The organism is Streptacidiphilus sp. EB103A (assembly GCF_041261405.1).
Classification (GTDB): domain Bacteria; phylum Actinomycetota; class Actinomycetes; order Streptomycetales; family Streptomycetaceae; genus Streptacidiphilus.
Window position 1 is genome coordinate 191,285 of record NZ_JBGCAQ010000002.1, and the last position, 16,921, is coordinate 208,205.

Annotated in this window: 1 protein-coding gene (only partly in view); it reads left to right on the forward strand. The window is 71.0% G+C overall.

The genetic code is table 11. The annotated features are described in order from the left end of the window. Positions 1–16,921, forward strand: partial view of an SDR family NAD(P)-dependent oxidoreductase gene (locus ABH941_RS04000; RefSeq protein ID WP_370127145.1) — the 5' portion only. It continues 11,099 nt past the right edge of the window; the window shows 16,921 of its 28,020 coding nt (coding positions 1–16,921); it begins with the start codon at positions 1–3; its stop codon lies beyond the right edge, outside the window.

Sequence of the window (16,921 nt, forward strand, 5' to 3'; positions counted from 1 at the left end):
GTGCCCGTGTTGCCAGAAGACGGACGTTCCCTGCACGACGCCGTAGCAGTGGTCGGAATCGCCTGCCGCCTTCCGAAGGCCTCCAGTCCGGATGAGTTCTGGCAGCTGCTGCGCGCCGGCGAGAGCGCCGTGGTCCAGGCCCCGGAAGGCCGCTGGGACACGGACGCGCTGTTCGACGCGGACCCCTCCGCGCCCGGCAAGGCGAACAGCCGCTGGGGCGGCTTCCTCGACCAGGTCGACCGGTTCGATCCCGGATTCTTCGGTATCTCGCCGCGCGAGGCCGTGGCGATGGACCCCCAGCAGCGGCTGGTCCTGGAGCTCGGTTGGGAGGCCCTGGAGCAGGGCGGGATCGTCCCGCGCAGGCTGCGCGGCAGCCGCACCGGCGTGTTCGTGGGGGCCACCTGGGACGACTATGCGACGCTCTCGCACCAGCAGGGTCTGGAAGGCATCGGCCCGCACACCTTCACCGGGCTCAACCGCGCCATCATCGCCAACCGGCTCTCCTACATCCTCGGCCTGCGCGGTCCGAGCCTCACCGTGGACACCGGCCAGTCCTCCTCCCTGGTCGCCGTGCACCTGGCGTGCGAGAGCCTGCGGCGGGGCGAGTCCGAGCTCGCCCTCGCGGGTGGCGTCAACCTGACCCTCGCCCCCGACAGCCTGGTCGCCTCGGCCAAGTTCGGCGGTCTGTCCCCGGACGGCCGCTGCCACACCTTCGACGCCCGGGCGAACGGCTACGTCCGGGGCGAGGGCGGCGGGCTCGTCGTGCTCAAGAAGCTGTCGCAGGCCATCGCCGACGGCGACCCGATCCATTGCGTGATCCGCGGCAGCGCGGTCAACAACGACGGCGGCGGCGAGGGCCTGACCGCGCCCGAACGCGCGGCCCAGGAGGACGTGCTGCGGCGCGCGTACCGGGCGGCGGGGGTCGACCCCGCGGACGTTCAGTACGTCGAACTGCACGGCACCGGAACGAAGCTGGGCGATCCGATCGAGGCCGCCGCACTCGGCGCGGTGCTCGGCGGGGCCCGCGCGGACGATGCACCGCTGGTGGTCGGCTCCGCGAAGACGAACGTCGGGCACCTGGAGAGCGCGGCCGGGATCACCGGTCTGCTCAAGGCCGTCCTGTCGATCAGCCGACGCGAGATTCCGGCCAGCCTGAACTTCGAGAGGCCCAACCCGGACATCCCGCTGGACGCCCTGAACCTTCGGGTCTCCACCGAACTGAGCTCCTGGCCGCAGGCGGACCAGCCGCTGCTGGCCGGCGTGAGCGCGTTCGGCATGGGCGGGACCAACTGCCATGTGGTGCTGTCCGAGTGGGCCGGAGCGGGAGACACCGGAAACCCGGGCGACGCGCTCGGCGGCGGCCCCGTGGTGGTGGACGTCCCGACGGTGCCCTGGGTGGTGTCGGGACGCACCGAGGAGTCGCTGCGCGCCCAGGCCGGCCGGCTGCTGGCGCAGGTCGACGCCGACCCGACGTCGTCCATCTCCGACATAGGCTTCTCTCTGGCCGCCACCAGGACCGGTTTCGAACACCGTGCCGTGATCACGGGTCAGGACCCGGAGGAACTCCGGCGCGGCCTGCGGGCGCTGGCCGAGGGCCGCAGCGTGCCGGGACTGGTCGAGGGCCGGTCGACCGCCGGCGCCGCTCAGGGCGCCGGCAGCGCCCCGGTGGTGTTCGTGTTCCCCGGGCAGGGCGCCCAGTGGGTCGGCATGGGCCGTGAGCTGCTGGAGCACTTCCCCGCCTTCGCCGCGCGGATGCAGGAGTGCGCGGACGCGTTGGACCCCTGGGTCGACTGGTCGTTGATGGACGTGCTCCGCGGGGCCGAGGGTTCCCCCGCGGTGGACCACGTGGACGTGGTGCAGCAGGTCTCCTGGGCGGTCATGGTCTCGCTCGCGGAGCTGTGGCGCTCCTTCGGTGTGGTTCCCGCCGCGGTGATGGGCCATTCACAGGGCGAGATCGCCGCCGCGTGCGTGTCGGGCGCCCTGTCGCTGACCGACGGCGCACGGGTCGTGGCCCTGCGTCGGCGGGCGATCTCGGCCATCGCCGGGCTTGGCGGAATGGTCTCCTTGCCGTTGACCCTGGCAGCGGTCGAGGAACTGCTGGTCCGCTGGGCGGGCCGGCTCGTGGTCGCCGCGGTGAACGGACCGGTGTCGGTCGTGGTGGCCGGTGACGCGGACGCCCTGGTGGAGTTGCAGGCCTGGGCCGACAGCGAGGGCATCCGGGCCCGCCGGGTGCCGATCGACTACGCCTCGCACTCGGTGCACGTCGAGGCCCTCAAGGACGAACTGTCGGTCCTGCTGGCAGGCCTGACGCCGGGTCCGGGCGAGGTTCCCTTCTTCTCCACCGTGGACGCCGCCTTCGTGGACCCGACGACCCTGGACGGCACCTACTGGTACCGGAACCTGCGGCAGCCGGTGCGCTTCGAGGAATCCGTCCGGGCCCTGGTCGAGCAGCGGTACGACCTCTTCGTCGAGGTCAGCTCCCACCCCGTGCTGACCGCCGGCATAGCGGAGACCGTGGACGCGGCCGACCTGGAAGCACCCGCGATCGGGACGCTGCGCCGGGCCGACGGCGGCCCGGCACGGATGCTCGCCTCACTGGCCGAGGCCTACGCGCACGGCGCCGAGGTCGACTGGGCAGCACTGTTCGCCGGCACCGGAGCGCGCCGGGTCGAACTGCCGACCTACGCCTTCCAGCGCCGCCGCTACTGGCTCGGTGCCGCTCCCGCGACGCGCGCGGCCACCCCTGCTGCGGCGGCGGCTGCTGTCGCTCCCGCGGCACCGGCGGAGGCACTGGCGGCCCCCGCGGCCCCGGAGGCGACCGACGCGCGGCGTCGCAGCGCGCTCCTCGACCTGGTGCGCACCCATGTCGCGATCATCCTGAGCCACGAGTCCGCGGACCAGGTGGCATCCCGGAACACCTTCAAGGACCTCGGGTTCGACTCGCTGACCTCCGTGGACCTGCGCAACCGGCTGAAGCTGGCGACCGGGCTGAAGTTGCCGTCCTCGCTGCTCTTCGACTACCCGACTCCGGTGGCTCTGGCGGCCCATCTCGCCAACACCCTGCACGGCGGCCCCGAGGCCGCCGCGGACACCCTGCTGCCCCCGGTGGTGGCGGGGGACGACGATCCGGTCGTGATCGTTGGGATGGCGTGCCGTTTTCCCGGCGGGGTGGAGTCGCCGGAGGACCTGTGGCGGTTGGTGATCGAGGGCGGCGACGGGATCGGCGGCTTCCCGACCGATCGCGGCTGGGATCTGGAAGGGCTGTTCGCCGCCGAACCGGGGGTGCCGGGGCGGTCGTATGTGCGGGACGGTGGGTTCCTGTACGGGGCGGGCTCGTTCGATGCGGGGTTGTTCGGGATTTCGCCGCGTGAGGCGGTGGCGATGGATCCGCAGCAGCGGTTGCTGCTGGAGACCTCGTGGGAGGCCCTGGAGCGAGCGGGCATCGATCCGGGTTCGCTGCGCGGCAGCCGCACGGGTGTGTTCGCCGGAGCCATGGGTCAGGACTACGGGTCATACCTGCGGGGAACCTCGGAGGAGTCCGACGGCTACCTGCTGACCGGCACTACCAGCAGTGTGATCTCCGGCCGGGTCTCCTATGCCTTCGGTCTTGAGGGGCCGGCTGTGACGGTGGACACGGCGTGCTCGTCGTCGCTGGTGGCGTTGCACCTGGCGGTGCAGTCGCTGCGGTTGGGCGAGTGCGACCTGGCGTTGGCCGGTGGTGTGACGGTGATGTCGACGCCGGAGATGTTTGTGGAGTTCAGTCGGCAGCGGGGGTTGGCTGTCGACGGCCGGTGCAAGGCGTTCGGTGCGGGCGCCGACGGCACGGCGTGGGCCGAGGGTGTGGGCGTCCTGCTGGTGGAGCGGTTGTCGGACGCGCGCCGCCGAGGCCATGCGGTGCTGGCTGTGGTGGCGGGATCCGCGGTGAACCAGGACGGTGCGTCGAACGGGCTGACGGCGCCCAACGGCCCCTCGCAGCAGCGGGTGATCAGGCAGGCGCTGGCCGGTGCCGGGCTGGCGGCGACGGATGTCGACGCGGTGGAGGCGCACGGCACCGGGACCACGCTGGGTGACCCGATCGAGGCGCAGGCACTGCTGGCGACCTACGGCCAGGGCCGGGAGGCGGACCGGCCGCTATGGCTCGGCTCGTTGAAGTCGAACATCGGACACTCCCAGGCGGCTGCGGGTGTGGGTGGTGTGATCAAGATGGTGCTGGCGATGCGGCACGGGGTGCTGCCCCGCACCCTGCACGCGGAGGTGGCATCGCCGCATGTGGACTGGTCTGCCGGTGACGTCGAGCTTCTGACGGAGCAGCGGGAGTGGCCGGAGCTCGGTCGTCCGCGTCGGGCGGGTGTGTCCTCGTTCGGGATCAGCGGGACCAACGCGCACGTCATCGTGGAACAGGCCCCCGTGGCTGCGGCCGACGAGGAGCCGGCCCGGCCCGAGGAGGCGTCGGCGCCCGCGCTGAACCTGCCCGTCGTCCCGGTGGTGCTCTCGGGCGCGAGCGGTGAGGCGCTGCGCGGACAGGCCGAGCGGTTGCTGTCGTTCGTGGAGGCGGATCCGGGGCTGGCACCGGCCGACCTGGGTCTCTCGTCGGCGGTGACGCGGTCATCACTGGAACAGCGATCGGTGCTGCTCGCGGCGGACCGGTCGGAGATCCTGCGCGGTCTGCGGTCGCTCATCGCCGGGAAGGCCGACCCGAATGTGGTGTCGGGGTCGGCCCGGTCGGAGGGTCGGACGGCGTTCCTGTTCGCGGGGCAGGGTTCGCAGCGGTTGGGGATGGGCCGGGAGTTGTATGCGGCGTTCCCGGTGTTCGCGGCGGCGTTCGACGCGGTGTGTGAGCTGGTGGATGCTCCGCTGCGCGAGGTTGTCTTCGGGGATGACGCGGAGGCGTTGAACGGAACGGCGTTCGCGCAGCCGGCGTTGTTCGCGGTTGAGGTGGGGCTGTTTCGGTTGGCGGAGTCGTGGGGGGTGCGACCGGACTTCCTCATGGGCCATTCCATCGGCGAGCTGGCTGCCGCGCATGTGGCGGGAGTGATGTCGCTGGAGGATGCGTGCCGCCTGGTGGTGGCTCGGGGTCGGTTGATGCAGGCGCTGCCCGCCGGTGGCGCGATGGTGGCATTGCAGGCCTCCGAGGCGGAGGTGCTGCCGCTGCTGGGCGACGGGGTCGGAGTTGCGGCGGTCAACGGCCCGAACGCGGTCGTGATCTCCGGCGCGGAGGCCGCCGTCAAGAAGGTTGCCCAGCAGGTGCGGGCGATGGGACGCAAGGCGACCCGGCTGCGGGTGAGCCACGCGTTCCACTCGCCGCTGATGGAGCCGATGCTCGCCGACTTCCGCCAGGTGGCGGAGAGCGTGGAGTACCAGGAGCCGCAGCTGGCGATCGTCTCCAACGTCAGCGGCGAACTCGCCACCGCAGGGGAGTTGGCCTCACCCGAGTACTGGGTGTCCCACGTCCGGCAGGCCGTCCGCTTCGCTGACGGCATCGCGTGGCTGGAGCGGAACGGCGTCACCCGGTTCCTGGAGCTGGGTCCCGACGGCACGCTCACCGCGATGGCGCAGGCCTGCCTGGCGGTGGACGGGCTGCTGGTCCCCGCGCTGCGCAAGGGACGACCCGAGGCCGCGGCGCTGCTCTCGGCCGTGTCCGGGCTGTTCACGCACGGCGTCGAGGTGGAGTGGTCGGCCCTGTTCGCCGACACCGGCGCGCGCCGGATCGGCCTGCCCACGTATGCCTTCCAACGGCGCCACTTCTGGCCGAAGGCCGTACCCGCCTCGGGCGACGCGGCCGGCCTGGGTCTGACGGCCGCCGACCATCCGCTGCTGGGCGCGGCGGTGGAACTGGCGGGCGGTGGCGGCTACCTGCTCACCGGTCGGTTGTCGTTGCAGTCGCACGGGTGGTTGGCGGACCACCGCGTCGCGGATGTGGTCGTGTTCCCGGGGACAGGATTCCTGGAACTGGCGGTACGGGCCGGTGACGAGGTCGGTTGCGGACGCGTGGAGGAGCTGACGATCGCGGCGCCCCTGCTCGTACCGGAACATGGCGGAGTCCAGTTGCAGGTCGTGGTGGGTGCACCGGAGCAGTCCGGTGAGCGCACACTGGACATCTACTCGCGAGGTGACGGTGCGTCGAATGACGTTCCGTGGGTGCTGAACGCGAGCGGCTCGCTGGCGGACGATGCCCCGGCGCGCGCGGGCGGTGCGCTCGACAGCGATGCGTTCGACTTCGAGGTGTGGCCGCCGGTGGGCGCGGTGGCCGAGTCCGTCGACGGTGTGTACGAGCGGTTCGCCGAGGTCGGTTACGCCTACGGGCCCACCTTCCGGGGCCTGCAAGCGCTGTGGCGGCGCGGCGACGAGGTCTTCGCCGTCGTGGACCTGCCCGAGGACCACGAGGCGCTCGCGGGGGCGTTCGGTCTGCACCCCGCGCTGCTGGACGCGGCTCTGCACGCTGTTCTGCTGAGCGGGCCGGCCTCGGGCGTGGGTGCGCTGCGCCTGCCGTTCTCCTGGGGCGGAGTCTCGCTCGCGGCAGCCGGTGCGCGCACGTTGCGGGTGCGCGTGGCGCAGCTCGGTGCGGACACCGTTTCGCTGGAGCTGGCGGACGGGGTCGGCGGCGCGGTCGCCGAGGTCGAGTCCTTGGTGCTGCGGGAGGCCTCGGGTGAGTCGCTCGGTGCGGCGGCCCGTGGTGGCGCGTTTCGCGACGGGTTGTTCCAGGTGGACTGGGTGGCGTCGGCGGTGGACGCTGCGGGTGGAGGCAGCTGGGTCGAGGCGGCGGATCCGGCTGAGCTGGACGGGGTGGTCACCGGCGATGTGCTGGTGCGGGTCGCGGCGGAGCCGGGTGCTGTGCGAGCGGTGACCGGTCGGGTGCTGGGGGTCGTGCAGGAGTGGTTGGCCGAGGAGCGGTTTGCCGGGGCGCGGTTGGTTCTGGTCACCGAGGGTGCGGTCGGGGTGGGCCGTGAGGTGCCGGATCCCGTGCTGGCGGCTGTGTGGGGTCTGGTGCGTGCGGCGCGGGCGGAGAACCCGGGTCGGTTCGCGCTGCTGGATATTGATGGTGCGTCAGAGTCATGGGCGGCCGTGCCGGGTGCCCTGGCCAGTGGTGAACCGGAGTCGGCGGTGCGCGGGGGCGCGGTCTTCGTGTCGCGGTTGGCGCGGACGACCTCCGAGGGGTTGGCGGTTCCGGGGGAGGGTGGGTGGCGCCTGGGCATTGTGGAGCAGGGGACCCTGGACGGTCTGGGGCTGGTGGAGTACCCCGCTGCGGTACGGGAGTTGGCGGCCGGTGAGGTGCGGGTGTCGGTGCGTGCTGCGGGGGTGAATTTCCGGGATGTGCTGAACGCGTTGGGGATGTATCCGGGGGACGCGGGTCTTCCGGGTCTTGAGGGTGCCGGTGTGGTGACTGAGGTCGGTCCCGGTGTGGTCGGGTTGGCGGTGGGCGACCGGGTACTGGGTATGTTCCCGGCGGCGTTCGGGCCGGTCGCGGTGGCGGATGCCCGTACGGTGGCGCGGATTCCGGCGGGCTGGTCGTTCACGCAAGCGGCGTCGGTGCCGCTGGTCTTCCTGACGGCCTACTACGCACTGGTGGACCTGGGCGGGTTGCAGCCGGGGGAGAGGGTGCTGGTCCACGCGGCGGCCGGTGGTGTGGGTATGGCGGCTGTGCAGCTGGCCCGTCACTTGGGCGCGGAGGTGTTCGGTACGGCCAGTGCGGGCAAGTGGGCGGCGTTGCGGGGGCTGGGTCTGGACGAGGCACACATCGCCTCCTCGCGTGACCTCGCGTTCGAGGGCGCGTTCGCGGAGGTGACCGGCGGTGCCGGGATGGATGTGGTGCTGGACTCGCTGGCGGGTGAGTTCGTTGATGCCTCGTTGCGGTTGCTGCCGCGTGGGGGCCGGTTCGTGGAGATGGGCAAGACCGATGTGCGTGAGCCGGCTGCGGTTGCTGCCGCGCATCCGGGGGTGGTGTATCGGGCGTTCGACCTGATGGACACCGATCCGGAGCGGCTCGGCGAGATGCTGGCCGTGCTGGTGGAGCTGTTCGAGGCGGGGGTGTTGGTGCCGTCGCCGGTGTCGGTGTGGGATGTGCGTCGGGCGCCGGAGGCGTTCCGCTACCTGAGTCAGGCGAAGAACATCGGCAAGGTGGTGCTGACCCTCCCGGCTGTCCTGGATGTCGAGGGTACGGTGCTGGTCACCGGCGGCACGGGTGGTCTGGGTTCGCTGGTGGCTCGTCGTCTGGTGACGGAGCACGGTGTGCGGCACCTGCTGCTGGCCAGCCGACGGGGTTCGTCGGCGCCGGGTGTCGCGGAGCTGGTGCGGGAGTTGGCGGAGCTCGGGGCAGCGGTGACGGTTGCGGCCTGCGACGCGGCCGACCGGCAGGCACTCGAAGCCCTGCTCGACGCGGTTCCGGCGGAGCATCCGCTGACTGCGGTGGTGCACACGGCCGGCGTGCTGGACGACGGAGTGGTGTCCGCGCTGACCCCGGAGCGCATGGACACCGTCTACCGTCCCAAGGCTGACGCGGCGATGAACCTGCACGAGCTGACGCGGGGTCTGGACCTGGCCGCGTTCGTGCTGTTCTCCTCGGTGATGGGGACGTTCGGCGGCGCCGGCCAGGGCAACTACTCGGCGGCGAACGCGTTCCTGGACGGCCTGGCCCAGGTGCGGCGGGCGGAGGGCCTGCCGGCCGTGTCGCTGGCGTGGGGTCCGTGGGCACCGGGTGCCGGAATGACCAGCGAGCTGAGCGCGGCGGATCTGCGGCGGATGGCGCGCAACGGAATGCTGCCGCTGGGCGCCGAGCAGGGCCTGGGACTGCTCACCACGGTCCTGGAGGCCGGCGCGGCCCTGGAGCGGGCATTGCTGCTGCCGGTGAACCTCGACGTCACGTCCCTGCGGGGGCAGGCTGACACCGTCCCAGCACTGCTGCGGGGCCTGGTGCGGACGCCGACCCGTCGTAGCGCCGCTGTCGGGGCAGGAGTCGGTGCGGGCGGGCGGCTCGAACTGGAGCAGCGGCTGGTCGGGCTGCAGGCGGCGGATCGCGAGCGGGCGGTGCTGGAGCTGGTCTGCGCCCAGGCGGCGGCGGTGCTGGGGCATGCCTCGGCCGGGGATATCGCGTCGGATCAGACCTTCAAGGTTCTCGGCTTCGATTCGCTGACGTCGGTGGAGCTGCGCAACCGGGTGAACACGGTGACCGGCATGCGCCTGCCGGCCACGCTGGTGTTCGACTTCCCGACTCCGGTCGCTCTGGCCAAGCATGTCCTGGCGGAGGTCGTGGGCGACCAGCAGACCGCCTCGGGTGGTCTGCTGCCTGCGGTGGCGATGGCTGTTGACGACGATCCGGTGGTCATCGTGGGGATGGCGTGCCGGTATCCGGGTGGGGTGGAGTCGCCGGAGGACTTGTGGCGGTTGGTGGTTGAGGGCGGGGAGGGGATCGGTGGGTTCCCGACCGATCGTGGTTGGGATCTGGAGGGGCTGTTCGATCCGGAGCCGGGTGTTTCGGGGCGGTCGTATGTGCGTGATGGCGGGTTCCTGTATGGGGCGGTGTCGTTTGATGCGGGGTTGTTCGGGATTTCGCCGCGTGAGGCGGTGGCGATGGATCCGCAGCAGCGGTTGCTGCTGGAGACCTCGTGGGAGGCGTTTGAGCGGGCGGGTATTGATCCGGGTTCGTTGCGGGGCAGCCGGACCGGTGTGTTCGCGGGGGCGATGGGTCAGGACTACGTCTCGCGACTGCGGGGCGCCTCGGACGATTCCGACGGGTATGTGCTGACCGGTACGACGGGCAGTGTGATCTCCGGTCGGGTGTCGTATGCCTTCGGTCTTGAGGGTCCGGCGGTGACGGTGGACACGGCGTGCTCGTCGTCGCTGGTGGCGCTGCACCTGGCGGTGCAGTCGCTGCGGTCCGGCGAGTGCGACCTGGCCTTGGCGGGTGGCGTGACGGTGATGTCGACGCCCGACACCTTTGTCGACTTCAGCCAGCAGCGTGGGTTGGCTGTTGATGGTCGGTGCAAGGCGTTCGGTGCGGGTGCGGACGGTACGGCGTGGGCCGAGGGTGTGGGGATGCTGTTGGTGGAGCGGCTCTCGGACGCGCGGCACAATGGGCATGCGGTGCTGGCGGTGGTGGCCGGCTCGGCGGTGAACCAGGACGGCGCGTCGAACGGGCTCACCGCGCCCAACGGTCCCTCGCAGCAGCGGGTGATCCGCCAGGCGCTGGCGGGTGCCGGGCTCAAGCCGCAGGACGTGGATGCGGTGGAGGCGCACGGCACGGGGACGACGCTGGGTGACCCGATCGAGGCTCAGGCGCTGCTCGCCACATATGGCCAGGACCGTGCGCCCGAGCGTCCGTTGTGGCTGGGGTCGTTGAAGTCGAACATCGGGCATGCGCAGGCGGCTGCGGGTGTCGGCGGTGTGATCAAGATGGTGCAGGCAATGCGGCACGGCGTACTTCCCCGCACCTTGCACGCGGCTGAGCCGTCGACGTACGTGGACTGGTCGTCCGGTGCGGTGGAGTTGCTGACGGAGCAGCAGGAGTGGCCGGAGCTGGATCGTCCGCGTCGGGCGGGTGTGTCCTCGTTCGGAATCAGTGGGACCAATGCGCATGTGATCGTGGAGCAGGCGCCGGTGCCGGTGCCGGAGCCCGTGGTCGAGGAGGCCACCGCGGCGTTGCCGGTGGTGCCAGTGGTGGTGTCGGGTGCGAGCGAGGCGGCGCTGCGGGCCCAGGCCGAGCGGTTGGTGTCCTTCGTGGCGGCGGACCCGGAGCTGGCAGCCGCTGATCTGGGGTTCTCGTCGGCGGTGACGCGGTCCGCGTTGGAGCACCGCGCGGTCGTTCTCGGCGCGGACCGTGACGAGTTGGTGCGCGGGTTGGCAGCGGTGGCGGCCGGCGAGTCGGCTGCGAGTGTGGTGTCGGGGTCGGCCCGGTCGGAGGGTCGGACGGCGTTCCTGTTCGCGGGTCAGGGTTCGCAGCGGTTGGGGATGGGCCGGGAGTTGTATGCGGCGTTCCCGGTGTTCGCGGCGGCGTTCGACGCCGTGTGCGGGCTGGTGGACGCTCCGCTGCGCGAGGTTGTCTTCGGGGAGGACACCGAGCTGCTGAACAGGACGGAGTTCGCCCAGCCTGCGCTGTTCGCCGTTGAGGTGGCGTTGTTCCGGTTGGTGGAGTCGTGGGGGGTGCGTCCGGACTTCCTGGTCGGTCATTCGATCGGTGAGTTGGCGGCGGCGCATGTGGCGGGAGTGTTGTCGCTGGAGGACGCCTGCCGGCTGGTGGTGGCGCGGGGCCGGTTGATGCAGGCGCTGCCGAGCGGTGGGGTGATGGTGGCGCTGGACGCCTCGGAGGCGGAGGTGCTGCCGCTGCTGGAGGGCCTTGAGGGTCAGGTCGGTATTGCGGCGGTCAACGGCCCGAACGCGGTCGTGGTCTCGGGCACGGAGGGCGTGACGCTGGAGGTCGCGGCGCGGATCGAGGCGCTGGGCCGTCGCACCAGGCGGCTGCGGGTGAGCCATGCCTTCCACTCGCCGCTGATGGAGCCGATGCTCGCGGAATTCCGCGAGGTGGCGGAAGGCGTGGAGTATCAGGAGCCGCGCCTGGCGGTGGTCTCGAACGTCACCGGCCGGTTGGCCACGGCGAGGGAGCTCACGTCGCCGGAGTACTGGGTTTCGCATGTGCGGCAGGCGGTTCGGTTCGCTGACGGTGTGAAGTGGCTGGAGCAGAACGGGGTTACCCGGTTCCTGGAGTTGGGCCCCGAGGGGACGCTGACCGCGATGGCGCAGGGCTGCCTGTCGGAGGACTCCACGGGTGTGCTGGTCCCGGCGCTGCGCAAGGACCGTCCCGAGGCGGTCGGTGTGCTGACGGCGGTTGGCCAGTTGCACGTGAATGGTGTGCCGGTGCGGTGGGAGTCGGTGTTCGAGGGCTCGGGCGCGGTTCGGGTCGGGTTGCCGACCTATGCGTTCCAGCGTCGTGCGTTCTGGCCGAAGGCATCGCTGCTGCAGTCGGGTGAACTGGGTTCGGTGGGTCTGGGTTCGGCCGACCATCCGTTGCTGGGTGCGGCGGTGGCGCTGGCGGACGACGGCGGCTTCCTGTTCACAGGAAGGCTGTCGCTGCAGACCCACGGGTGGTTGCGCGATCACGCGGTCGCGGGCGCGGTGGTGTTCCCGGGGACGGGTTTCCTGGAGCTCGTGGTGCGGGCCGGCGAGGAGGTCGGCTGTGAAGGGGTTGAGGAGTTGACGTTGGAGGCGCCGTTGGTGGTGCTGGAGCGTGGTGGGGTGCGGTTGCAGGTGGTGGTGGGTGGTGTGGATGAGTCGGGTCGTCGGTCGGTGGGTGTGTTCTCGCGGGTGGACGATGAGGTGTGGGTGCGGCATGCGTCGGGTGTGGTGAGTGCCGGGGTGGGGGTGGTGGCCGGGTTCGATGGTGGGGTGTGGCCGCCGGTGGGTGCGGTGGCGGTGGGGTTGGAGGGGTTTTACGAGCAGCTGGCGTTGGACGGGTATGCGTATGGTCCGGCGTTCCGGGGGTTGCGGGCGGTGTGGCGTGCGGGTGAGGACATCTTCGCGGAGGTGGAACTGCCCGAGGGGGAGCGCGCTGATGCGTCCGCGTACGGTCTGCACCCGGCCCTCCTGGACGCGGCGCTGCACGCGTGGCTGGCGGTTGGCACCGGGGGCACCTCTCGGCGGGTGAGTCTGCCGTTCTCGTGGAGTGATGTGTCGCTGCGGGCGTCGGGTGCTTCCTCGCTGCGGGTGCGGTTGACGCCGCAGGGTGAGGAATCGTTGGGTCTGTGGGTTGCTGATGGTGCGGGTGAGTTGGTGGCTGGTGTGGGGTCGTTGGTGTTGCGTGAGGTGTCGGCGCAGGCGTTGAGTGCCTCGCGGGGTGGGGTTGATGGGTTGTTCCAGGTGGATTGGTCGCCGTTGCCGGTGGTGGCTGGTGGTGGGGGTGCGGTGGTTGTGGTGGGGGGTCTGGCTGAGGTGGATGTGGCGGCGGTTCCTGCCGATGTGCTGGTGCGGGTGGGGTCGGAGGGGGCGTTGGGGCTGGTGCAGGAGTGGTTGGCTGAGGAGCGGTTTGCCGGGGCGCGGTTGGTTCTGGTCACCGAGGGTGCGGTCGGGGTGGGCCGTGAGGTGCCGGATCCCGTGCTGGCGGCGGTGTGGGGTCTGGTGCGGGCGGCGCGGGCGGAGAACCCGGGTCGGTTCGCGCTGCTGGATATTGATGGTGCGTCAGAGTCATGGGCGGCCGTGCCGGGTGCCCTGGCCAGTGGTGAGCCGGAGTTGGCGGTGCGCGGGGGCGCGGTCTTCGTGTCGCGGTTGGCGCGGACGACTTCCGAAGGGTTGGCGGTTCCGGGGGAGGGTGGGTGGCGCCTGGGCATTGTGGAGCAGGGGACCCTGGACGGTCTGGGGCTGGTGGAGTATCCCGTCGCTGCAAGGAAGTTGGGTGCTGGTGAGGTGCGGGTGTCGGTGCGTGCTGCGGGGGTGAATTTCCGGGATGTGCTCAATGCGTTGGGGATGTATCCAGGGGATGCGGGTCTTCCGGGTCTTGAGGGTGCCGGTGTGGTGACCGAGGTCGGTCCCGGTGTGGCTGGGTTGGGTGTGGGTGATCGGGTGATGGGGTTGTTCCCGGCGGCGTTCGGTCCGGTGGCGGTGGCGGATGCGCGTACGGTGGCGCGGATTCCGGCGGGCTGGTCGTTCACGCAGGCGGCCGCGGTTCCGGTGGCGTTCTTGACGGCCTACTACGCCTTGGTGGATTTGGGTGGCTTGCAGCCGGGGGAGAGGGTGCTGGTGCACGCGGCCGCGGGTGGTGTGGGTATGGCGGCGGTGCAGGTGGCCCGTCACTTGGGTGCGGAGGTGTTCGGTACGGCCAGTGCGGGCAAGTGGGCGGCGTTGCGGGGGCTGGGTCTGGACGAGGCACATATCGCTTCCTCGCGTGACCTCGCGTTCGAGGGCGCGTTCGCGGAGGTGACCGGCGGTGCCGGGATGGATGTGGTGCTGGACTCGCTGGCGGGTGAGTTCGTGGATGCCTCGTTGCGGTTGCTGTCGCGTGGGGGCCGGTTCGTGGAGATGGGCAAGACCGATGTGCGTGAGCCGGCTGCGGTTGCTGCCGCGCACCCGGGTGTGTCGTATCGGGCGTTCGACCTGATGGACACCGACCCGGGGCGGCTCGGCGAGATGCTGGCTGTGCTGGTGGAGCTGTTCGAGGCGGGGGTGTTGGTGCCGTCGCCGGTGTCGGTGTGGGATGTGCGTCGGGCGCCGGAGGCGTTCCGCTACCTGAGCCAGGCGAAGAACGTGGGCAAGGTGGTGCTGACTCTCCCGACTGTCCTGGATGTCGAGGGTACGGTGCTGGTCACCGGCGGCACGGGTGGTCTGGGGTCGTTGGTGGCGCGTCGTCTGGTGACGGTGCACGGTGTGCGGCACCTGCTGCTGGCCAGCCGACGCGGCCCGGCCGCCCCCGGCGCAGCCGAACTCGTCTCGGAACTTACTGGTTTGGGCGCACAGGTCTCGGTGCTCGCCTGTGACATAGCTGACCGGCAGGCACTCGCGGAAACACTGGCGACGGTGTCGGCTGAGCATCCGCTTACTGCGGTGGTGCACACGGCCGGGGTGTTGGACGACGGTGTCGTGTCCGCGCTGACGCCTGAGCGCATGGCTGCTGTCTGCCGTCCGAAGGTGGACGCGGCAACGAATCTGCACGAGCTGACGCAGGGTCTGGATCTGGCCGTCTTTGCGGTGTTCTCCTCGGTTGTGGGGACGTTGGGGAACGCCGGTCAGGCCAACTACGGTGCGGCGAACGCGTTCCTGGACGCTCTGGCGCAGGTGCGCCGTGGGCAGGGTCTTCCAGCTGCTTCGCTGGCGTGGGGTCCGTGGGCGCCGGGCGCCGGAATGACCAGTGGCCTGGGTGATGCGGATCTGCGGCGGATGGCGCGTAGCGGGATGCTGCCGCTGGGTGTCGAGCAGGGCCTGGGCCTGCTCGACACCGTCCTGGATGCCGGGGCGGGTCTGGAGCGGGCGGTGGTGCTGCCGGTGAACCTGGACCTGGCCGCGTTGCGTGCGCAGGGCGAGGCATTGCCGGCGTTGCTGCGGGGCCTGGTCGGTTCGCCGCGTCGCCGCGCGGTGGCTGCGAGTTCGCGGGCGGAGGGTGTGCAGAGTCTTGGTCAGCGGTTGCTGGGGTTGGAGCGGTCCGAGCAGGAGCGGCTTCTTGTCGAGCTGGTGTGCGGTCAGGTCGCGGCGGTGCTTGGGTATGACTCGACGGGTGAGATCGCACCGGAGCAGACGTTCAAGGTGTTGGGCTTCGACTCGTTGACGTCGGTGGAACTGCGCAACCGCGTGAACGCTGTGACGGGCCTACGGTTGCCGGCGACGCTCGTGTTCGATCACCCGACGCCGGTGGCGCTGGCCCGGTTCGTCCTAGGCGAGGTGATGGGCGGGGACGCCGTCGTCGGCGCGGTGCTGCCTGTGCTGGTCGCCGTGGACGATGATCCGATCGTGATCGTGGGGATGGCGTGCCGCTTCCCGGGCGGGGTGGAGTCCCCGGAGGACCTGTGGCGGCTGGTGGTTGACGGAGGGGACGGGATCGGTGAGTTCCCGACCGACCGTGGGTGGGATCTGGACGGACTCTACGACCCGGACCCGGGGGTGTCGGGTCGGACCTACGTGCGCGACGGCGGATTCCTGTATGACGCGGCGTCGTTTGATGCGGGGTTGTTCGGGATTTCGCCGCGTGAGGCGGTGGCGATGGATCCGCAGCAGCGGTTGCTGCTGGAGACCTCGTGGGAGGTGTTCGAGCGGGCAGGCATCGAACCCGGCACGATGCGGGGCAGTCGGACTGGTGTGTTCGCGGGGGCGATCGCGCAGGATTACGGGTCGTTCCTGCGCGGGGCTTCGGAGGAGTCGGACGGCTTCCTGCTGACGGGGAATACCGGCAGTGTGGCGTCGGGTCGGGTGTCGTATGCGTTTGGTCTTGAGGGTCCGGCGGTGACGGTGGATACGGCGTGTTCGTCGTCGTTGGTGGCGCTGCATTTGGCGGCCCAGTCGTTGCGGGCCGGTGAGTGCGATCTCGCTCTGGCGGGTGGTGTGACGGTGATGTCGACGCCGGAGATGTTTGTGGAGTTCAGTCGGCAGCGGGGGTTGGCTGTTGATGGTCGGTGCAAGGCGTTCGGTGCGGGTGCGGATGGGACGGCGTGGGCCGAGGGTGTGGGGATGCTGCTGGTGGAGCGGCTCTCGGACGCCCGCCGTAACGGGCATGCAGTGCTGGCGGTGGTGGCGGGGTCGGCGGTGAACCAGGACGGTGCGTCCAACGGGCTCACCGCGCCGAACGGTCCGTCGCAGCAGCGGGTGATCCGGCAGGCGCTGGCGGGTGCGGGGCTCAAGCCGCAGGACGTGGATGCGGTGGAGGCGCACGGCACGGGGACGACGTTGGGTGACCCGATCGAGGCGCAGGCGCTGCTGGCGACCTACGGCCAGGACCGTGCGCCGGAGCGTCCGTTGTGGCTGGGGTCGTTGAAGTCGAACATCGGGCATGCGCAGGCGGCTGCGGGTGTCGGCGGTGTGATCAAGATGGTGCAGGCGATGCGGCACGGCATCCTGCCCCGCACCCTGCACGCGCAGGTGGCATCGCCGCATGTGGACTGGTCGGCCGGTGACGTCGAGTTGCTGACGGAGCAGCGGGACTGGCCGCAGCTGGATCGTCCGCGTCGGGCGGGTGTGTCCTCGTTCGGGATCAGCGGGACCAACGCGCACGTCATCGTCGAGCAGGCCCCAGTGCCGGAGCCTGTGGTCGAGGAGGCAGTCACTGCGGTGGTGCCGGTGGTGCCGGTGGTGGTGTCGGGTGCGAGCGAGGGCGCGTTGCGTGACCAGGCGCAGCGGCTGGTGTCGTTCCTGGAGGCGGCGGACCCGGCGTTGGTGGATCTGGGGTTGTCGGCGGCGGTGACGCGTTCGGCGTTGGAGCACCGCGCGGTGGTGCTGGGCGGCGACCGGGACGAGCTGC